Origin of the sequence: Knoellia pratensis, assembly GCF_042666395.1 — a bacterium.
Classification (GTDB): domain Bacteria; phylum Actinomycetota; class Actinomycetes; order Actinomycetales; family Dermatophilaceae; genus Knoellia; species Knoellia pratensis.
The window spans coordinates 21,570-41,498 of the sequence record NZ_JBHTDJ010000003.1 but is presented as its reverse complement, the minus strand read 5'-3'; the positions used below and the strand labels follow the sequence as shown (position 1 = coordinate 41,498).

The 19,929-nt window shown below is 69.3% G+C and carries 18 protein-coding genes; 9 read left to right on the top strand and 9 right to left on the bottom strand.

From position 1 onward, the window contains the following. Positions 1–7 precede the first annotated feature (7 nt). A complete protein-coding gene (locus tag ACFQRE_RS09960) occupies positions 8–634 on the bottom strand; it encodes a cation transporter (protein WP_380121757.1) in 627 nt (208 codons plus the stop codon). 315 nt (positions 635–949) lie between these two features. On the opposite strand from ACFQRE_RS09960, the gene ACFQRE_RS09955 reads away from it, so the two are divergent. Further along, entirely contained in the window at positions 950–1,777 is an 828-nt protein-coding gene (locus ACFQRE_RS09955; protein WP_380121755.1) for a sulfite exporter TauE/SafE family protein, read from the top strand. 67 nt (positions 1,778–1,844) lie between these two features. On the opposite strand, the gene ACFQRE_RS09950 is transcribed toward ACFQRE_RS09955, so the two are convergent. Beyond that, positions 1,845–2,273 carry a phosphotransferase gene (locus ACFQRE_RS09950; protein WP_380121753.1) on the bottom strand — a complete coding sequence of 143 codons (429 nt, stop codon included), beginning with the start codon at positions 2,271–2,273 and terminating at the stop codon, positions 1,845–1,847. Positions 2,274–2,707: 434 nt separating this feature from the next. On the opposite strand from ACFQRE_RS09950, the gene ACFQRE_RS09945 reads away from it, so the two are divergent. From ACFQRE_RS09945 to ACFQRE_RS09920, 6 genes are all read left to right on the top strand, one after another. Continuing rightward, complete coding sequence (locus ACFQRE_RS09945) at positions 2,708–4,864, top strand: fibronectin type III domain-containing protein (protein WP_380121751.1); 2,157 nt, start codon at positions 2,708–2,710, stop codon at positions 4,862–4,864. Positions 4,865–5,043: 179 nt separating this feature from the next. Continuing rightward, positions 5,044–5,448, top strand: coding sequence for a M28 family peptidase (locus tag ACFQRE_RS09940; protein ID WP_380121749.1), 405 nt, complete (start codon positions 5,044–5,046; stop codon positions 5,446–5,448). Then, complete coding sequence (locus ACFQRE_RS09935; protein ID WP_380121747.1) at positions 5,445–5,993, top strand: hypothetical protein; 549 nt, start codon at positions 5,445–5,447, stop codon at positions 5,991–5,993. The genes ACFQRE_RS09940 and ACFQRE_RS09935 overlap by 4 nt, the downstream gene beginning before the upstream one ends. After that, positions 5,984–6,907, top strand: coding sequence for a glutaminase (locus ACFQRE_RS09930; RefSeq protein WP_380121745.1), 924 nt, complete (start codon positions 5,984–5,986; stop codon positions 6,905–6,907). The genes ACFQRE_RS09935 and ACFQRE_RS09930 overlap by 10 nt, the downstream gene beginning before the upstream one ends. Positions 6,908–6,941: 34 nt before the next feature. After that, positions 6,942–7,892 (top strand): LysR family transcriptional regulator, encoded by a 951-nt coding sequence (locus tag ACFQRE_RS09925; protein WP_380121742.1) that lies wholly within the window; start codon positions 6,942–6,944, stop codon positions 7,890–7,892. Between the two features lie 121 nt (positions 7,893–8,013). Beyond that, positions 8,014–8,982: a hypothetical protein gene (locus tag ACFQRE_RS09920; RefSeq protein WP_380121740.1), complete on the top strand. Its 969-nt coding sequence runs from the start codon at positions 8,014–8,016 to the stop codon at positions 8,980–8,982. Between the two features lie 273 nt (positions 8,983–9,255). Here ACFQRE_RS09920 and ACFQRE_RS09915 read toward each other — a convergent pair whose 3' ends face one another. From ACFQRE_RS09915 to ACFQRE_RS09890, 6 genes are all read right to left on the bottom strand, one after another. Further along, entirely contained in the window at positions 9,256–11,256 is a 2,001-nt protein-coding gene (locus tag ACFQRE_RS09915) for an acetoacetate--CoA ligase (RefSeq protein ID WP_380121738.1), read from the bottom strand. Then, positions 11,253–12,245, bottom strand: a complete 993-nt coding sequence (locus ACFQRE_RS09910; RefSeq protein ID WP_380121735.1) for an amidohydrolase family protein — start codon at positions 12,243–12,245, stop codon at positions 11,253–11,255. The genes ACFQRE_RS09915 and ACFQRE_RS09910 overlap by 4 nt, the downstream gene beginning before the upstream one ends. Further along, a complete protein-coding gene (locus tag ACFQRE_RS09905) occupies positions 12,242–12,973 on the bottom strand; it encodes a nuclear transport factor 2 family protein (protein WP_380121732.1) in 732 nt (243 codons plus the stop codon). Before ACFQRE_RS09905 ends, ACFQRE_RS09910 begins: the two co-directional genes overlap by 4 nt. A gap of 14 nt (positions 12,974–12,987) precedes the next feature. Next, the gene (locus ACFQRE_RS09900) at positions 12,988–13,911 is read right to left on the bottom strand and encodes a VOC family protein (protein WP_380121730.1); all 924 of its coding nucleotides are present in this window, start codon (positions 13,909–13,911) and stop codon (positions 12,988–12,990) included. 78 nt (positions 13,912–13,989) lie between these two features. Further along, a complete protein-coding gene (locus ACFQRE_RS09895; protein ID WP_380121727.1) occupies positions 13,990–14,853 on the bottom strand; it encodes a fumarylacetoacetate hydrolase family protein in 864 nt (287 codons plus the stop codon). A 43-nt stretch (positions 14,854–14,896) separates the two neighbouring features. Next, positions 14,897–16,114: an acyl-CoA dehydrogenase family protein gene (locus ACFQRE_RS09890; RefSeq protein ID WP_380121724.1), complete on the bottom strand. Its 1,218-nt coding sequence runs from the start codon at positions 16,112–16,114 to the stop codon at positions 14,897–14,899. 265 nt (positions 16,115–16,379) lie between these two features. On the opposite strand from ACFQRE_RS09890, the gene ACFQRE_RS09885 reads away from it, so the two are divergent. Then, positions 16,380–16,961 (top strand): flavin reductase family protein, encoded by a 582-nt coding sequence (locus ACFQRE_RS09885; RefSeq protein WP_380121721.1) that lies wholly within the window; start codon positions 16,380–16,382, stop codon positions 16,959–16,961. After that, on the top strand, positions 16,958–18,283 hold the full coding sequence (locus ACFQRE_RS09880) for a PucR family transcriptional regulator (RefSeq protein ID WP_380121718.1): 1,326 nt from the start codon (positions 16,958–16,960) through the stop codon (positions 18,281–18,283). Before ACFQRE_RS09885 ends, ACFQRE_RS09880 begins: the two co-directional genes overlap by 4 nt. Before the next feature lie 145 nt (positions 18,284–18,428). Here ACFQRE_RS09880 and ACFQRE_RS09875 read toward each other — a convergent pair whose 3' ends face one another. Beyond that, positions 18,429–19,907 carry a PucR family transcriptional regulator gene (locus ACFQRE_RS09875; RefSeq protein ID WP_380121716.1) on the bottom strand — a complete coding sequence of 493 codons (1,479 nt, stop codon included), beginning with the start codon at positions 19,905–19,907 and terminating at the stop codon, positions 18,429–18,431. Positions 19,908–19,929: the final 22 nt, after the last annotated feature.

The following is a 19,929-nucleotide window of genomic DNA, read 5'->3' as shown; positions in this document are numbered from 1 at the left end:
GGTCCCGTCAGTCGATCGCCTCGCCGGACAGTGCTTTCGCGGCCAGCCTCTCCTCTTCGCTGACTTCCCACACCTCATAGGCCGCATGCAGGGCCAACAAGATGATCAGACAGCCCAGGATCAGGTCCGGCCAGCCCGAGGCGGTCCACAGAGTCACCACAGCCATCACGATGATGGACACGTTGACCAGGACGTCGTTGCGGGCCGAGACAAAGGCCGCCCGGCTCAAGGAACCGCCCTGGCCACGAACGTTGACGAGCAGCCAAGCACTGGTGCCGTTAATGGCGATCGCGCCCAGCGAAGCGAGCACAACCGGAACGACAGCGGGCGCGACCGGGTCAGCGAAGCGCTGAACAGCCTCCCAGCCAGCGACGGCCGCCGGGCCCAAGATGACGATGGCCATGGCCTTTCCCATCGCGGCCCGCCGGGCCAGCGGCCACCCCAACGCAACGAAGATCAGCAGATTGATGGCCGTGTCTTCGAGGAAATCGACGCTGTCCGCCAAAAGGGACACCGAACCGGCACTCAACGCAACGGTGAACTCGACGAAGAAATACGACAGGTTCAGGACAGCGACCACCAGGACGATCCGACGCAGTCGACCCGCGATGAGCCGCTGCGCGTGCTGCTCCACCGGAACAGGCTGACCCTCTCGATCCATGCCCGCAATCTAGCCGCGTGCCCGAGGCCAAATCGGGCCGGGCGGGTTCCAGTGCGGCGTTGCAACACGGTTGGGGCAGCCAAACCCTGCGGTCGGTCGGGCTGTGCCAGTTGAGGATCTGTGGCGGTGGCGGGGCGGCTGGTTGATCAACGTGATCCCCAGTAACCGATCCGGATCGGGCAATGCTGAGCCGCATCTCTCCCGCCGGGCCCCGGTGCGAATCCGTCCCCGTGCCGGAACGTGAACCATCTAACCTGAGCAGGTGCCTCTCCCGCCATGCTCGTCGGTATGAGCGCGTCACCCGTCAAAAAGCCGACGCAGGTGTTGCGCCCACCACGGCGCAACGGCTGGGTCGCTGCCGGCGCGGGAGCGGCCGTGGGGCTGCTCGGCGGGATGATCGGTCTCGGTGGTGCCGAGTTCCGGTTGCCGCTGCTCATCGGACTCTTCGGCTTCCTGGCCCTACAAGCCGTCATCCTCAACAAAGCGATGAGCCTGCTCGTGGTCGCCACCGCTCTGCCCGCCCGGCTGATCGCGGTCCCCCTGGACCAGATCACCCCGCACTGGCCGATCATCGTCAACCTCCTCGCGGGAAGCCTGCTGGGCGCCTACCTTGGCGCGACCTGGGCAACCCGCATGCGCAGCCGCACCCTCTATCGCGTCCTGGCCGCCCTGCTCATCCTGATCGCCGCAGCCCTCCTGGCCACCCACCTAGGACACGTGCAACCCGCTGGACTCGACGGCCCTGCCCAAGTGATCGCCGGCATTCTCGCCGGAGCCGCCATCGGGGTCGTCGCCGCCCTCATGGGTGTCGCTGGCGGCGAGCTCCTCATCCCCACGATCGTGCTGCTCTACAGCGCAGACATCAAAGTCGCCGGGAGCCTGTCCCTGGCCGTATCACTGCCAACGATGCTGGTCGCGTTCGCCCGATACAGCCAAGACAAATCCTTCACCGTGCTGGGGCACAACCGCTCCTTCCTGCTGGCCATGGCCACCGGATCAGTGATCGGGACCGTGGCAGGCGGAGCCCTCCTGGGTGTCGTACCCACCCAAGTGCTCGTCCCACTCCTGGCCGCGCTACTCATCATCTCCGCGCGCAAAGTCTGGCAACACGGCTAACCCACAACCGAGGCCCGGCTGGAGCCAGAACAAGCCGTCAGAGTGGGGCCACTTGAGGTTGACATAGTCACCGGACAGCGTGAGAGTCACGAAGGAGGTCGTGCATGGCCTGCGCGCGCCGCACCATCGTCACGGGTAAGGCACGACGCAGGTCGGCGGCAGCGTCATACCCCTCCAGGAACGCGACCAGCCGGACCAGCGCATCGCTCGGGTTCTCACCGGGGAACACGTGGCCGAACGAAGTGGCGGCATAGGCGAGGTCCCACAGCCGAGTGCTCGGCCCTGCGCCGTCCCAGTCGATGAACGCGAGACGGTCACCATCGATGATGAGGTTCCACGCCGCAAGATCGTTGTGGCACAGCAGGTCTGGCTGCGTTGCAGGCAGAAGCACCGGCCAGTCGTCGGGAACCGCCAATCCGACGCTGCGGTCGTGGATCTCCCGGACAAGAGCACCGATGCGGCGCACCAGCAAGGTGTCCAGGGGGCCCCGCTCCATCGCGAGTTCACCCGGGACAAATTCACGGACGAGCCGACCTTGTCATCCCGACCGCGCGGCCGCGGCAGGTCGAGACCGCGGTCACGCAAGGCGCCCAGGTGGGCACCCGTCCGCTCCGTCGAAAGGCAGCCACGGCTTGCGCACCAAGCGCCGCGGCAAGAATTGTCCGGTGTCAAAAGGTGAATTCCACGACGCCAGACGATTGGCAATCTTCTTGGCCGCTTGGTCCTTCCTGGTGCGCCGCCGTCTCCCCTGACAGACGGCACCACAGGGCTGCGCCCTGAGCGGGGTGCCCTGTCTTAACAGTTAATTGGAGCTTCACGGCGCTGATCATCGGAGTCTTAACTGTTACGGCTTTCAGGCCCTGATACTCGTGGATTCTCGTCACTACGGTCTTGTCACCTTGCAACATTTCCGCTCAAGGAGACAAGCACATGGCATTTCGCACGAAATTCCTGACTATCAGCTGCGGCCTGGCGTTGGCCGCCAGCACGCTGGGCGTCGCCCAGAGCCATGCCGGGACGCCGGACCGGCAGGCAGGCGCGACGTCAGCCGTCCCACGACCCGGCGGCGACACGCCACCCGCGGCCCAGGTCGCCGGGGTCGCGAAGGCGCTGGGGATCTCCCACGACCAGGCCCGCGACCGACTGCAGCAGCAGGACAAGGCGCATGCGACCTACAAGCAGCTGCCGGCCGTAGTGCTCCACGATCTGGCCGGACACTGGTTCGACGCCGAGAGCGGCAAGCTCACGGTGGCAGTGACCAGCAGTTCCGTCGCCAAGCGGGCTCGGGCGGCGGGTGCAGAGGCCAAGGTCGTCGCCCGCAGCCAGTCCGAGCTGGACCGCCTGATCGGCGAAGTTCGCCGCCTGACCGGTGGCCACGTGGACGGGCTGAGCTCCTTCGGGGTCGATGTGAGGCAGAACGACGTGCTGATCACCGTCAGCCGCACCAAGCAGAACGCCGAGACCGCAGCTTTCCTGCGGAAGGCGAAGCAGCTCGACGGGATCCGGATCGCCGAGACTGCCGCTTCGCCGGTGCAGCAGGCTGGTGACGTCAACCCGGGCGATGCCTGGTACCCGAACACCGAGAGCCCCTGCTCGGTCGGTTTCGGCGCCACCGACGCCAACGGCGGCAAGCACTTTGTGACCGCCGGTCACTGCACCAACGACGCCAACCAGCCGGCATACGCCGAGGCAAGTGCGCAGAACAAGATCGGCACGTCGAACGTGGGTGGCACCCGGAGCGTGAACGGCAACGAAGGTGACATGGGCGTGGTCGCGGTGACCGAGCCCGGTTGGACGCTGTCGGCTGCCGTGAACACCTATGGCAGCCCGGCCGTCACGGTCACCGGGTCTGCCGAGGCCATCGTTGGTGACGCGGTCTGTCACTCCGGCAAGACCTCGCCGTACTGGGAATGTGGCACCGTCACCAAGCTCAACCAGACGGTCGACTACGGCTCCATCGTGGTGGAGGGTCTGACCGTCACCACTGCCTGCTCGGAGGGCGGTGACTCGGGCGGGGCCTGGCTGCGCGGCGACAAGGCGGTCGGCCTGCACGAAGGAGGGATGAACGGCAACAGCTGCCCGGCTGGCGACAATGCAATCTTCCAGCCGGTCAATGAAGCTCTCACCAAGTGGGGGCTCACCCTGACAACGGGTGGCGGCGACACGCAGGCGCCGACGGCGCCGAGCGCGTTGCGATCCACCAGCACCACTGCGAGCAGCGTCTCGCTGAGCTGGACCGCGTCGAGTGACAACGTCGGGGTCACGGCCTACGACGTCTACAACGGCAGCGCGCTGGCGACCACGGTCACCAGCACCACGGCCACGGTCAGCGGCCTCCGCGCCGACACCGAGTACTCGTTCACCGTCAAGGCCCGCGACGCGGCCGGCAACGTCTCGAGCACCAGCGGCCCGGTCACCGCGCGCACGCAGCCCGGCGACCCGGGCGGCGACAACGAGCCGCCGACCACCCCCGGCGGGCTGCGAACGGCCGGCATCACCAGCACCACCGTGTCGCTCGCCTGGGACGCCGCCGTCGACAACGTCGGCGTGACCGCGTACGACGTCTACCGCGGCACCACGTTGGCGACCACCTCCGCGTCGACCTCGGCGACGGTGACCGGGCTGAGCCCCAACACCGAGTACTCCTTCACCGTGCTGGCCAAGGATGCGGCCGGCAACGCGTCCAAACCGACCGGTGCGCTCACGGTCCGGACCAGCGGCGAGGGCGGCGGCGAGCGGACCTTCAGCAACGAGACCGACTACCCCATCCGCGACTTCCAGGTCACCACGAGCAACGTCAGCTCGACGGCGACCGGCACCGCGGCTGGGCCGGTCACGGTCAAGATCACCGCTACCCACCCGTGCCAGGAGGACCTCCAGATCGGGGTCCGCTCGCCGAGTGGGCGCTACCAACAGCTGAAGCCGAGCGGCGACAACGGCTGGAACTGCACGCCGTTCCCGACCACTCGCACCTTCACCTTCACCCCGGCCGCGGGCGAGGCGGCCCGCGGCACCTGGCAGCTGCGGATCGCTGACAACGGACCCGGCGACACCGGTGTCCTCGGCGGCTGGTCGATCACCGTCTGACGGGCTCCTCGACCGGGGTCCCGTCCGGGTCCCCGGTCAGGGGGTGGGCAGTGTGACCGGCCAACCCCTCACCCACAGCCCTCACCCACGCCCAGTCACCCACCACACCCCTGCCCCAGCTCTCACCATCGGAGAAGAACCATGTCCATACCCACCCGCGGCAGCAGGCCCGGTCTGCGGTGCTGACGGCGAGCACGCTGACGCTGGCCGCCCTGGCGGCCGCCTACGTCGCGGGGAAGCTGCACGGGGCCGGCTACACGGTGACCGAGCAGGCGTGCACCAACGGGTGCGGTGCGCAGGACAAGAACGTCATCGCCGAGTGGAAGGGTGGCGACGAGAGTCAGGTGTACCTGCTGGGCGCACACCTCGACAGTGTCACCGCAGGCCCCGGCATGAACGACAACGCGTCGGGCTCGGCGGCTCTCCCGGAGGTGGCGCTCACCCTGGCGGAGAAGAACCCGGTCATGGCCAAGAGAGTGCGATTCGGTTGGTGGGCGACCGAGGAGACCGGCTTGAACGGGTCAAAGTTCTACGCCAACTCGCTGTCGTCGACCGAGCGCTCAAGGATCAGGGGCGCCTGGTGACCACCGCGACCGGCATCTCGGCGACGGTAAGTGGGTTGGCCGCCGACACGGCATACACCTTCTCGGTGCGAGCCAAGGACGCCGCGGGCAACGTCTCACCGGTCAGCAACCAGGTCACGGTCCGCACTGATCCTGGTGGCTCCGGCGGCAGCCTTGTCAACGGCGGCTTCGAGGCCGGTGACCTGTCCGGCTGGACCGTCGGCGGCACGGCGAAGGTCGCCTCCGTTGTCAGCACCAGTGCGCAGGAAGGCACCCGGGCCGCACGGCTGGGGTCGACCGAGCCCAGCAACGGCGGGTCGACGCTGAGCCAGACCTTCACGGCTCCAGCGGGCAGCAGCCAGCTGTCCCTGTACTACTCGCAGACGTGTCCGGACCCCGTGACCTATGCCTGGGCGAAGGTCGTCCTGGTCGACGGCACGACCGGCCAGACCAGCACCCCGCTCGCCAGGACGTGCACCAACGGTGCGGGCTGGAAGCAGGTCACCGCCCGGACGACCCGGCGCACACCAGCTATGACTCCGTCATCGTTCGGTAGGTGGTGGTGATCGAGCCGTCGTACCAGCGCGTGCTCGACGAGGTGTACGACGACGTCCTGCCCGTGATCGGGCAGGGCGTCGTCGCGACGAGCATCCACGCGCTCGCTCAGGTTGACCCGGCCCGGTTCGGCATCGCTCTGGCGACGCCGGCCGGGGAGGTGTTCGGCGCGGGCGAGTTCCAAGCGCCGTTCTCCATCCAGAGCATCGCCAAGGTGTTCTCGTTCGGCCTCGTGCTTGCCGCCGACGACCAGATCTGGAAGCGGATCGGGCACGAGCCCTCCGCCGACCCCTACAACTCGCTGGTCCAGCTGGAGCGGCACCGCGGGATCCCGCGCAATCCCTTCCTGAACGCCGGCGCCCTGGTCACGGCGGACCGGCTGCTCGGGCTCACCGGTGACGCAGTCGCGGAACTGCTGGGGTTCGTGCGCGGCGAGTCGGGCAACCACAGTGTGATCGTGGACCGGGCGGTCGCGGCCTCGGAGCTGGCGAACTGTCATCGCAACGCCGCGCTGGCTCACCTGATCGCCGACTTCGGGAACCTCGACCACCCCGTGCACGTGGTGCTCGAGCAGTACGTCGCGCAGTGCGCGCTGGCCATGAGCTGCGCAGACGTGGCGCTCGCCGCGCGGTTCCTGGCCAACGGAGGGCTCCGGTCGAACGGGTCCCGGTTGATGCCGCCCGCCGACGTCAAGCGGTTGAACGCGACGATGCTGGTGTGCGGGATGTACGACCGCGCCGGCGAGGCGGCATACCGGTTCGGACTTCCCGCGAAGAGCGGGATCGGCGGCGGCATCGTCGCGGTGGTGCCGGGTCGCTGCGTGCTGTGCGTGTGGAGTCCGGGACTGGACGCCAGCGGCAACTCGGTGGCCGGCGTGGCCGCCCTCGAGTCGTTCTCGGCGCGGACCGGCTGGTCGGTGTTCTGACCCGGACAGTGCAATGACCCATAACATCGCGAGTATGGATGTGGAGATCAGGCACCTGCGGGTGCTGGTCGCGGTGGCCGAGCACGGCAGCATCAGCAAGGCGGCTGCCGCTCTTGGGCAGTCACAACCGGCGCTGAGTTCCCAGCTCGGCAGGATCGAGCGGAGCTTGGGGGCTCAGCTGTTCGAGCGGACCCGGACCGGCGTCGTTTCCACGTCGCACGGTCGATCGGTGCTCGCCCGGGCGCAACTGGTGCTGGCCGAGATGGCCGAGCTGCGGGGCCTGGACATCGACTCGCACGCGTCGCCCGGCGCGGTCGAACTGCGACTGGGCGGGATGCCCGGACCGCTGCTTCCGGCCGTGATCCACCGGCTGACTCGGCGCGAAGGCGGCGAGCTGACGCTGCGGGCGCAGGCGGAGACCTCCATGTCCACCCTGTTGCGACGGGTGCAGGACGGTCAGCTGGACGCGGCGCTCATCGCCGACTTCGACGGCTACCCGACGCCAACACCCGCCGGAGTGCGGCGTGAGGTGCTGGTGCCGATCGAGCCGGTGTTCATCGGGCTTTCAGAGCACCACCCGCTGGCAGCACGGGACGTCGTCGAGCTGCGTGAGCTGGCCGACGAGCAGTGGCTGATCGACCCCACCGACGACTTCGGCGGAAGCCCGCCCCTTCGCAGAGCCTGCCGTGACGCAGGCTTCGAGCCGCACATCGCCCATGAGGTCAGCGACAGCGCCACTGCGCGAGCATTCGTCCGCAGCGGCCACTACGTCGGGCTGTTCATGGCGATGGCGCCGGAGGACTCGGGAGTGGTGGTCCGGCCGCTGGCCGGCGACCCGATCGTCCAGCGCTACGACCTGGCCTGGTCGGAGCGCTGTCCCGTCGACCCGGCGGAGATCCGCCGAGCGGCTTCGGACGCCTACCTCAGTTTCGTCGATCGCAACGCGAGCTTCTACCGGTGGTGGACCGAGCACCACCAGTCTTAACTGTTGACAGACAAATCTGCCGTCGGGCGTCCACCGGCCCCGATCACGCCCTTCCCTTCGTCTGTGCCACAACCTATGGTCGAGCCCCACGGGGGTTGGAACACCTGACGATGGAGTCAAGATGACCGTCCCGCCGCAACACCCCTTCGACTCCGGCGATGCCCACCCCGAGTCAGGGTCGGCCGAGCTTGAGGTGCTGCTGACCACGGGGCCGTTCGACGCCGCACTGAAGGCGGCCATCGCGACTCGCGGGCTGGGGTTGACTCGCATTCATGACCGCCTCCGTCGCGACGGCGTCACGGTCAGCCTGGCCACGTTGAGCTACTGGCAGTCCGGTCGCAGCCGGCCAGAGCGCCGCGAGTCACTTGTCGCCCTCGCGCAGCTGGAGCAGGTGCTCGAGGTGCCGGCGGGGTCGCTCAAGTCCCTGCTCGGGCCGCCACGCCCGCGCGGCCAGTGGTTCGGCAAGCAGCCCATCGCCACCGGCACCGCGGTCTGGTGGTCGGACCCGGCCGCTGTGGACGACGCCCTTGACGAGGTCAACATGCGCTGGGACGAACGGCTGACCAGGATCAGCCAGCACGACGTGGTCCGGGTCGGTCCCGCGCGCGAGGAGCTGTCCTTCGGATCCCGCCAAGTGCTGCGTGCCGAAGAGGATGGTGCCGACCGGTGGGTGGCGATCCTGCACCTCGACGACCACGACCACGTGCCGCCTCTGGTGCGCCCGCGCAAGAACTGCCGACTAGGCCGGGTGGTCAGTCGTCCCGCGGATGGACTGCTGGTCACAGAGCTGCTCTTCGACCGGCCGCTCACGCGTGGCGAGACGATCATCACCGAGCACGAACTGGTCAACCGGGCGCCGTACCCGCAGGCAACCAACTACGAGCGGAAGTTCCGGTTGCCGGCGCGCGAGTTCGGTCTCGAGGTCTGTTTCGACCCGGCCGCGCTGCCCCGGCGGATCGAGCAGCACTCGCGGCTGGAGGGCCAACCGGAGCAGGTCCGTGAGGCGGTGCTGGACGGCTCCCACTCCGTCCACTCCATCGCGTTGAGCTTCGGGCCGGGATGCTATGGCTTCCGGTGGGAGTGGGAGTGAGCCCGGATCTGAACTGTGTTCGCTCGCCCACACGGTGCGACTGCTCGGCGAGGTGACCGATGGAACGAGTAAGGCCCCGGATCGCTTTCGCGTTCCGGGGCCCCATACGTCTGTCTCAACAGAGTGCGCCCGAAGGGATTCGAACCCCTAACCTTCTGATCCGAATCTGGGCTTCAGCACGGCACAACTGATCGCGAGGACGCCGACGCAGCGCTCCGCGCCGGCTTGGGGAGGAGTCGCCGGGTGCCATTTTCAAGAGCCTGTCGGGTCGCCTCATGACGAACCCGTCCGCCACTGCTCCGCGAGCGCAACGTAGTCGGCGACGAGCGACTCGTCGTCCACAGCGCCCGGGTCGAGCACATCCCTGGCGTCCGCGCCCTGGAGGATGCGCTTGAGAGGCACCTCGAGCTTCTTGCCGGTTCGGGTGTGCGGGATGGCTCTCACGACATGCATCTCGTCGGGCACATGACGCGGCGAACCCTCGGTCCGCAGCCGGTGGCGCAATCGCTCAAGCTCCGGTTCGGCGAGCTCGTGGCCCGTCGCCGGCACGAGGAACATGGGCATCCGGTAGCTCCCGTCAGCGCGTTCAACACCGAGGACGAGGGCCTCGGCGACAGCGGCGTCGGACTCGACGATCTCGTAGAGCTCGCTGGAGCCGAGCCGGACCCCGTTGCGGTTGAGGGTCGAGTCGGAGCGACCGTGGACGACAAAGCTGCCGCGGCTCATCTGCGTCACCCAGTCGCCCTGCCGCCAACTGCCGGGGTAGGCCTCGAAGTACGTCTCGCGGTAGCGCTTCTCGTCAGGGTCGTCCCAGAAGAACAGCGGCATCGAGGGACCGGGGCTCGTCACGACGAGCTCGCCAACCTCGTCGCGCACGGCACGCCCCGTGGCGTCGAAGGCATGTGCCGCGACGCCGAGCGACGGACCGGAGATCTCACCGTCCCAGACCGGAAGCCACGGCGAGCAGCCGAGGAACGCACTGACCACGTCGGTCCCACCGCACACGGACAGGACAGGCACGTCGGCCCCGACGGCCTCGCGAACCCAGGCGTTGAGGGCAGCCGGCACGGGCGCACCCGTCGCAGCGATCACCCGCAGACTTTCGGTGCCGGGGCCCTCCTTCGGCACGACGCCGGCGCCGCGCGTGGCCTGGAGGTGACCCGGGCTCGTGCCGAACATCGTCACCCCCTCGTCCGCGACGATCCCCCACAGCCTGGCGGGGTCGGGATGGACGGGGCTGCCCTCGTAGGTCACCGTCCGGACGCCGGCGAGCAGCACCGAGACGACGATGTTCCACATCATCCAGTTCGGCGTCGTGTACCAGAACATCGTGTCCCCCGGCCTGAGGTCGTGGGCGAGGCCGAGCATCGAGAGCTGGACGGCGACGACGCCCGCGTGCCCGTGGACGATCCCCTTCGGCACCCCGGTCGTCCCCGAGCTGAACAGCACCCAGAGCGGGTGGTCCGCCTCCACCTGCTCGACGTGGTCGATCGGGCGGCTCGCCAGCGCGTCGGTCCAGGAGATGGCCCGTATGCCGTCCAGTGCGTTCGCGTCCAGCCGCCGGTCCCCGCGTGGGACCTCCACGACCGCTCGCACGCTCAGGGACGCCGCCAGCTCTGCGACGGCTTCTCGGCGGCCGTGTCCGCGGCCGTTCCAGTCGTAGCCCGTCGCCGCGACGAGAACCGAGGGTTCGAGCTGGGACATCCGGTCGGCGGCCGTCGCTGCCCCGTAGTCGGGGGCGCATCCGGCCCAGATCGCCCCGAGCGCAACGGTGCCCAGGAACGCCACGATCGCCTCGGGCCCGTTCGTGAGGTAGCCGACGACACGATCTCCCTTCGTCACGCCGAGGCCGCGGAGGGCACCCGCGAAGGCCAGTGCCTGCTCCTCGAGCTCGCGCCACGTGAGCTCCGACCGTGATCCCGCCTCGTCGATCGAGACGACGGCCGCGCCGGGGAGGTCGCGGTGCCGGAAGACCTGGTCGACGAAGTTGAGGCGGGCGCCCGGGAACCAGGTGTGGTCGGGCATCGGCCCGCCCGTGAGGACCTGCTCGTAGGGGTGGGACGTGACGACGTCGAAGTACTCCCAGACGTCGCCCCAGAACTCCTCCGGGTGCTCCGTCGACCACGCGTGCAGTTCCGAGTAGTCACCCAGCCTGCGCCGGTGCCTGGGTCCGGCCCACGCGGCGAACTCGTCGAGGCGACTGCCGTCCTGGCCCCACTGCATGACGTGTGGGGCGGCCGAGGTGTCTGCGGTGTTCTGGAGCTCGTCGGTCATGTCCCGATCCTGCCCGCAGTCTCGGCGACGCGGTTCGGCCAGAGGTGTCGCGCATTCGCCGCCACCAGGTCGCGCCACGACCCGTGCACATCGGCGGACCAGTGGGCATCGAGGGTGGCGACCTGGGCTGCGACCAGCGGCGCTGGCGTCCAGCAGTAGTCGCTCCCATAGAGGAGGTGGGTGCTGTTCACCTGCCGGATCAGGGCATCTGCTTGCGCAGGGACAGGCGTGCCGGCGAGGTCAAACCACAGCTGGGACAGCGACTCCCGGACAAGGGACGCGTCGCCTCCCGCGATCCCCAAGCCCTGGACGAAGAGCTCCAGGCGCTCGACGACCAGCGAGAGGAAGCCGCCGCAGTGGGTGGCGATGACATTCAGGTCAGGATGCCGCTTCAGCGCTCCGGACAGGATGAGATCCGTCATGGAGCGCGTCGTCTCGAAGAGGAACTCCAGCATCGGCCGCGGGTAGCCCAGCGCCGTGTCCTCCGCCCCGGGGGGCGACGTCGGGTGCACGAAGAGCACCGAGCTCCGTCGGTCGAGCTCTGCGAGCAGGGGCGCGAAGGCAGGGTCGCCGACGTAGCGGCCGTGGGTGTTCGTCTCGACGACGACGCCGCTGGCACCGAGCTCGTCGATGGCGTGGGCCGCCTCCGCCACCGCGGCGTCGACATCCGGCAGCGGGACAGAGGCGAAGAAGCCGAACCGGTCCGGGTGGCGCTCGACGGCGTTGGCCGCGGCCAGGTTCACCTCGCGCGCCAGCTCGACGGCCTGCGCATCGTCGCCGAAGTGGACTCCCGGCGACGAGATCGACAGGACTGAACGCTCGATCCCGTTCGCGTCCATGACGCGGAGGTGGTCCTCTGCGCTCCAGCTCGGCCACCCAGCCATCCCGTCAGGACGCGTGTGGCCTGCGGCCACCGCCGCGTCGACGTAGGACGTCGTGACGAAGTGCGCATGCACGTCGACGACGCCCCACGTCGACGCGCTCGTCATGGGCGGCCGCCGTTCCGGCCGGCCGACAGCCAGGCGGCATTCGCGGCATACAGGGCGTTGATCGTCGCTGGCTGGTCGATCCCGGGAAGGTCCATCCGCACCGCGGCAGGACCGCGGGTCCGTCCGACCCAGTACGACAGCCCCGAGTAGCTCTCGCGGTAGCTCGCGAGGACGTCCGCGTCGATGTCGAGCTCGTCACTCGGGTTCGCCGGGGAGAGCTGGTCGAACTGGTAGATGCAGCGCAGCTCGCTGATCCGCCAGGTGTCGCCGCGCCTCTCGAGCCGCTCCACGATGCGGGCGTAGGCGGTGAGGGCAGTGAGCACTCCGTCGAGCACGACCTGCCCGGCGATGACGGCTCCCGTGTCCGCCGTGGCGCGGTCGCCACGCACGTCCGTGAGGATCGGGCTCAGGACATGGCAGCTACGGGTGCCATTCGCCGCGCTCGCCTTCGAGAGTCGGACGAACTCGGGGCCGCTCGTCTTGATCCAGGAGATGTCGACGACGGAGTCAGGGTGGTACTGCTCGGCCATGACGTCCCACCGCCCCATGTCACGTGCCCACCGTTCCAGCAGGACCGTACGCTCGACCTCTGCGACGGCCACGAGGTCCTCCTTGCTCGGGTTTCCCTGTGCCACAGCCCTTTCGGGCGCACCGAGGGCTGCGACTCCCAGGCCGCCTGCGGTTGCCGCGAGGAGGGCTCGACGGGACTGTCCAGTGCTGTTGCTCATCTGCGTCCCTGTCGTCACTGGGCCGCGTGGGCGCCGGCCATGAGGGCCGCGAGGTCCTCGGGGGCGAGGAAGGACGGGGGCGGGGGCGGGCCCCAGTTGAACAGCCCGTGGGCGCCCTCCCACACGCTCGGCTTCCACAGCGCGTCGTCGACGATGCAGTCGATGTCTGAGTAGTACTCGGAGAAGTTGCCGGCCGGGTCCTTGAGGTACCAGAAGAAGTTCGACCCGACGTGGTGGCGTCCCAGACCCCACACGTGGCGGTTGGGGTCGTTCTCGAGCATCGCGGTCGCGGCACGGCCGATCTCGTCGACATCCTCGACCTGCCAGGACGTGTGGTGCAGGAAGTTCAGCGGCGCCTGCTGGACGAGCACGTTGTGGTGGTCGGTCGAGCAGCGCATGAAGGCCGCGAGGCCCGCCACCTCGTCACTGATCCTGAAGCCGAGCCCTTCCGCGAAGAACTTCTGGGTCGCCTCTCGGTCGGTCGACCCGATGACGACGTGGCCGAGCTTGCGGGGCTTCACCTGTCCCTCTCGCAGGACGCCGTCGGCGCGCACGTTCTTCCGGTCGTTCCGTCCGGGGCCGTTGTAGAGCGGTGCAGGGACCTCCGGCTGCTCGATGCGCGGGCTGGCCGTGACGATCGCCCGGAACGCGGCGACCGGCTCCTCGGTGACGAGGCGTCCTTCCGAGCGCTCGCTGCCGAGCCCGAGACCCTCGAGCTGGCGCGCGATGCGGTCGACATCGTCCTGGTCGTCGACACCCACGCCGATCTCGAGGAGCCGGCGCTGCGGGGCATGGGCGATGCGCAGCTGCTGGCCGCCGTCGACGGTGTCGAAGCTGCCATCACCGCGTGGGGTGAGGCCGAACTCGGTGTAGTAGGCGATCGTCTCCTCGACGTTCGGGACGCCGATCGTGATCGAGGTGAGGCGGTGAAGTCCCATGAGAATGCCTTTCCGGGCGTAACGCTGGGCGGAACGGGGATGGTGTGGTGCGTGGGGTGGAACGCGTGGGGTGACGGGTCAGCCGGCGACGAAGGTCTGGTGCTGCTCGCCCAGGCCCTCGATCCAGCTCCTGAGCTGGTCGCCGTCGGCGAGGAAGCGCGGGGGCTTGCGCCCGGCGCCGACACCGGCCGGGGTGCCGGTGAAGAGGAGGTCACCGGGGTGCAGCGTGATGGTGCACGACAGGGCGGCGATGAGGCGCGGCACCGACTGGATGAGGTTGCTCGTACGCCCGTCCTGCATCGTCACGCCGTTGACCAGGCACCCAAGCGCCAGGTCGTCCTTGTCGCCTGCTGAGTCGACCTCATCGACCGTGACGAGCCACGGACCGACAGGGGCGAAGCCGGGAAAGGACTTGCCGAGGCTGAACTGTGGAGCAGGGCCGGCCAGCTGGCTCTTCCGCTCGGACAGGTCCTGGCCGATGGTGAGGCCGGCGACGTGGTCCCAGGCCTCGTCCTCGGAGACGTTCTTGGCCTCGCGGCCGATCACGGCGACGAGCTCGACCTCCCAGTCCGTTGCCCCGTCGGGCGGAAGGGTCACCGTCGTGTCGGGACCGGTCAGCGCCGAGACGAACTTCGTGAACGTCGGGGGCAGTCCCGTGGGCACGTCGAGCCCCGACTCCTTCGCGTGGTCGATGTAGTTGAGCCCGATGGCGACGATCTGCCGCGGCGTGGGCGACGGCGATCCCACCAGCCCACGGTCGAAGCTGATCTGTTCGGCCTCGGCCGTGTCGGCGCCGTTCGCCCACTCACGGAAGTCGTCCCACTGTTCGAGGACCGAGCCGGGCTCGGGGCCGAAGCGCCCGTCACTGAGGTCTGCCACGTCGACACCGGTCGTGTCGCTGGTCAGGAGGACGGCGCGACCGTCCACGTTCGCCAGACGCATGTCTGAACTCCAATCGTTGTGAGGGTGCTGAGCGGTGCGCCGGTCAGATGAGTGCGGTGATCTGTTCCTGGACGCCGAGGAGGGCGCGTCCGTAGAGCTCGAAGCCGATGTCCGGGTTGACCACGGCGTGGCGCGTGCCGGTCTCGAGGTCACGCCAGATGCGCTGCATCGGGTTGGCCTCGGCGAAGCTGCCGGCACCGCTCACGTTGAGCAGCAGGTCGACCGCCTCCCGTGCCGCGAGGACGGTCGAGGAGACGTCGGCGCGGACGCGTGCGCGGGTCTGGAAGTCCAGATACACGCCGGAGGCGGCGGCCGTGTCGATGTCGTTCGCGGCGCGCATGAGGTGCAGCTCCGCGGTGTCGATGAGCTGCGCCGCCTTGGCGACGCTCAGGTGGGACGTCGGGGCGAGCGAGGCCTTGTCGTAGAACGTGTAGCTGATGCCGCGGCCCTTGGCCAGCGAGGCCTGCACGAGTTCCATGGCGTGCTTGGCGAGCCCGACGGGCGGTGCCGCGAGGACGAGGGCGAGCACGGGCACGAGCGCGGACCGGTAGAGCGATTCTTCCTTGTGCTCGGTGGGGTAGTCGCCACCAACGGCTCGGGTCACCGAGAGGATCCGATGGTCGGGGACGAAGACCTCGTCGGCGACCAGGGTGTTGCTTCCGGTGCCTCGCATACCAGCGACGTACCACGTGTCCTCGATGGACAGTTCGGTCATGGGGATGAGCGCCATGCCCTGGTCCACGGGCTGGCCGGTCTCGTCGACGATCGGCACGCCGAGGCCCGCCCATTGCGAGTGGTAGGAGCCGGAGGCGAAGCCCCACTTGCCCGTGACGACGAGGCCGCCGTCGACGCGGCGCGTCGTGGCCGTCGGCGCGAGGACGCCACAGACACGAGCGTCGGGGTTCTCCCCCCAGACCTCCTGCTGTGCCTGCTCGGGGAAGAGGCCGGCCATCCAGTTGCAGACATTCATGAGCGTGCTGGCCCATGCCGTCGAGCCGTCACCCTGCGCGAGGGTCATGCTCACCTGCAGGCTGGTGCCCAGGTCTGACTGGTAGCCACCAAACCGGGCCGGGACCATGAGCTTGTAGATGCCGGCGTCCGCAATGGCTTCGATCGACTCCTCGACGACGCGACGGTCGGTTTCGGACTGCTCCGCATTCTGGCGAAGGAGCGGGAGGAGGGCGGTGGCCCGAGAGACCATCTCCTCGGTGGTGGGCGACGACTCGGCGACCGGCGATTCGGCCTGCGCGGTGAGGGTCATGGGGAAGCTCCTTTGCATCCTGGGAGACTGAGGCGGCTCTGCCTGGGTGTCTCGCTCGCGGCCGGGCGGCCTGCGCTGACAGACAGGTTCCCTCGGGCGCCGCAGCCCGCGCTCGGTCTGTCAGCCCAAAGTCGACACGACGCATGGGACTCCCGGGCCAAGAGGGCTCTTGCCAGATGCTGCTTCACTCGGGGAACCTTGCGACGAGATGGCCCGGCTCCCCGCCCGGTCACGGCCGCTGGAGAACGAACCGGAGGTGCCCCAGATGACCGCCACGACTGCGGATGTGCCCGCCATGACGACCGACGCGACCCCATCCTTCGACGGCGCGACCTTCCGCCGGGCGCTCGGCCACGTGCCCACCTCGGTGTGCATCGTGACGCTGAGCGACGAGCTCGGCGACGCCGGCATGACCGTCGGCTCGTTCACGTCGATCTCGCTGGAGCCACCACTCGTCGGCTTCTTCGTCGACGCGAGGTCCTCCACGCTCACGCGGTTGCGCACGGCGAGCCGGATGACGGTCAATCTCCTCAACGACGCCCAGGGCGAGCTGTGCTATCGCTTCGCCAAGCCCAGCGACGACCGCTTCGCAGGGGTGGACCTCGTCCCCGGCGACCACCCCGCGCCGCGGTTCGCCGAGAGCGTCGCGTGGATCGACTGTGCGGTGGACCAGATGGTGACCGTCGGCGACCACGAGCTCATCGTCGGCCGCGTCCTCGACTTCGAGGTGCCCTCATGGCCGCGCCGTCCGCTCGTCTTCTTCCGCGGAGTGCTGAGCCAGCTCGACGCCCGCACCGTCCCCAGCGCCAGCTCCTGGTCCCGGGACCACTACGGCGACGAGTGGTGAGCAGCACGCCCGGGGAGTGGGTGCGGGGACTCGAGTCCTCCGCCGACACCACACCCGCGAGCACGCCACAGCTTGTCGCCCTGGTCCGGTCCGCTGTGGGAGACGGACCGCTCGACTGGGGGGTCGCAGTGGGGCGGGCCATGGCCGAGCACATCGGCAGCGAGATGCCGGAGTTCGCCCGAAGCGAGGACGCGCTGCAGACGCTGCGGATGGGGACCGAGGCGGTGACCCTCCAGTCCCTGCTGCTGCTCGCCTCCCCCGAGCCCGAGTCGGCCAGCCCCTTCGCCGTGCCCAAGGAGTCGCTCGTCGGTGACCGCGACTTCGTCCGCCGCGGCATCCCCCTCGACCTCGTCCTCCGTGGGATCCGCATCAGCCACGCTCTCCTGCACGAGCGGATGCAGGAGGAGGTGGCGCGCCGGGTGCCGGCTTCCGAGCTGACGGCGGAGGCGGCGCGAGTGTCGCGACTGCTCTTCACCATCGTCGACCAGTTCTCCATGGGCATGGCTGCGGCCTATGCCGCCGAGCGCGAGGAGTGGATCACGAGTGCCGCCGCGGCCCGGGCCGAGATGGTGCGGCGCATCGTGAGCGGGGAGGACGTCTCGGCGCAGGAGGCGACGAGCGTCCTCGGTTACCCCCTGCGCGTCGACCACGTCGCCGCGGTCGTGTGGCGTGACGCCACGGCGCCCACCCCCGCCGAGGACCTCCAGGCCTTGGCCCTCGACATCTTCCGTGCCGCCGAGCCCATCGCGACCCTCGTCCTTCCTGACGGTCCGAACGTCCTCCGCGTGTGGGCCGCCTGGCGCTGGCCCAAATCCGCCCCGGAGTTCAGCACGCCCACCGCGGCTGGCGTCCACGCGACGGTCAGCGCGCTCGGACGCGGGGTCGAAGGCTTCCGCCGAGCGCACCACGAGGCAGCCCTCACGGCTGACCTCGTTCGCGCGGAGCTCGGCCCGACCTCGGGCACCGCCACCCTCACCGACTACCCGGACGTCGAGCTCGCCGTCCTGCTCAGCCGCGACGCGGCCCTCGCCCGCTGGTTCGTCAGGCGTGAGCTCGGTCCCCTCGCCATCGATGAGCCCTCCACAGCCGACCTGCGCAAGACGCTCGCGGCCTACCTGGGCGAGGGCCGGTCACTGGTTCGCGCCGCCGCACGCCTCCACGTCGCGCGCAACACCGTCGCCTACCGGGTGCGCAAGGCCGAAGAGCTCCTCGGCCGCGACCTGCGCGAGCGCCGCCTGGAGCTCGAGTGCGCGCTCCGTCTGGCTCGGACCATGGGCTCGCAGGTCCTGGTCGCTCCGGACATGCATCCCTCGGCTCGCTGAGCCACGCCGATCAGGAGATGCGATCTCGTGGCTACCCACTGGGACAAGGCATCACGGGCGAAGTCCTCGTTGTGGGTGAGGTGCTCGCCCGCCGCGTGCGCAGCGACGTGCGGGTCGCGCTTACCACTGCGCGGGCCAGAGCCCCCTACACCGGATATTGCCTTGCCTGCAAGGCAAGCCACGCGGCCGCACGGGAGTCGGGATCGTCGAGGGAGCGCCCCAGCGTTCGCTCGATCTGCGCGACGCGGTTGCGCACGGTGTTGCGATGCAGGCCGAGTTCCTCCGCGACCTTGAGCCGTGACCCGTGGTGTCGAAGGAACGATCCGAGGGTCGCCGTCTGGTCGTCCTCCAGGCCGCCGAGGAAGGACACCGAGAAGGACTCGGCAACCTCTCTGGGAAGCAGGCCGACGACACCCTCACGGACCACGAGTTCCCACTTGACGACTCCGGTAGCGGTGGTGGCCCGCGCGAGCGCGAGCATCGCCGTGGCGTGAGCGGCCGCCACCTCGGATAGCCGAACTGGGTCGCCGACTCCAACGACGAGCCCCCGACCGGCCAGGTCCTCCGCCACCCGGAGGGCATGTGCCGGAGCGGCGATGACACGGAGGACCCCGGCGTCGACGGTGGCCAGCACCTGGTCCCGCTCCAGCCCGACCAGCGCGTCCTCGAGGACGTCCTCCGGGCCGGTGACCTGGACGATCTGGACACGTCCGGGGAGGCTCGGAACACCGGACGCCTCGCCCACGACCGCGGCCGCGTCCACCTCCCCACGGCTCAGCAGTTCGTAGGTCTTTCCCAGCAGATGGCGACGCGTTTCCCGGCGGTCGCGTTCCTGCTCAAGGGTGAGGCCGAGCAAGGCCACTGCCGTGGCGATCGCGCTTCGGCGTACGTTCGTGACCCGGCCGGGTACGGCGACGGCGAGGTAGTAGCCCGGTCGACCGCGCAGCCCCACCGGGACGACAAGCTTGGTATGCCGGTCGTCGCTGACGGTCGAGGCCGCGCGAAGTCCCTGGGGTCGGATCCGGTTGAGCTCCACGGCGGCGGCGGCCACGTCGGCGAGCTGCCGGCGCGGTCCTACGGGCCTCACCTCGAGGCGGCCGTCGGCCGCGAGCAGGAAGGCCGCTCCGTCGAGGAGCTGCGCGAGGCGGCCGACGACGGCCTGACGCGGGTCGTCGCGGACCGCTGCCGCGGTCAACTGCCGCTGCGTCTCGAGGGCGAGCCTCGCCTCGCTCTCGTCCCGCTGCTCGATCAGGCTGACCGCGGCGCGACTGACGGCGACGAAGGTGGTCTCGCGGGGCACCTCCAACAGGTTCAGGTTGTGCTGCTCGCAAGCGCGGGCGAGAGCCACAGGAGCGCGACGGTGTGTCAGGCCAACGCCCAGCGCGAGCGTGCTGACGCCGGCGGAGACCAGCCGTTCGGCGTACCCGTCCCACTGGGACCGCCAACCCCGGGTGGCGAGGCCGGTCGTGAGCAGGAGCTCGCCACCCTCGAGGAATGGCGCCGGATCCTCGAGCTCGCTCGTGGCGACCCAGCGGATCGCCGCATCCGGCTTGGCCAGGTGCACCGCGTGGAGGCGGAGCTCGCCCTGCTCGAGCAGGAGTGCGACATCGACCATGAGTGTCATGATTGCACAAGAGCAGTCTTGA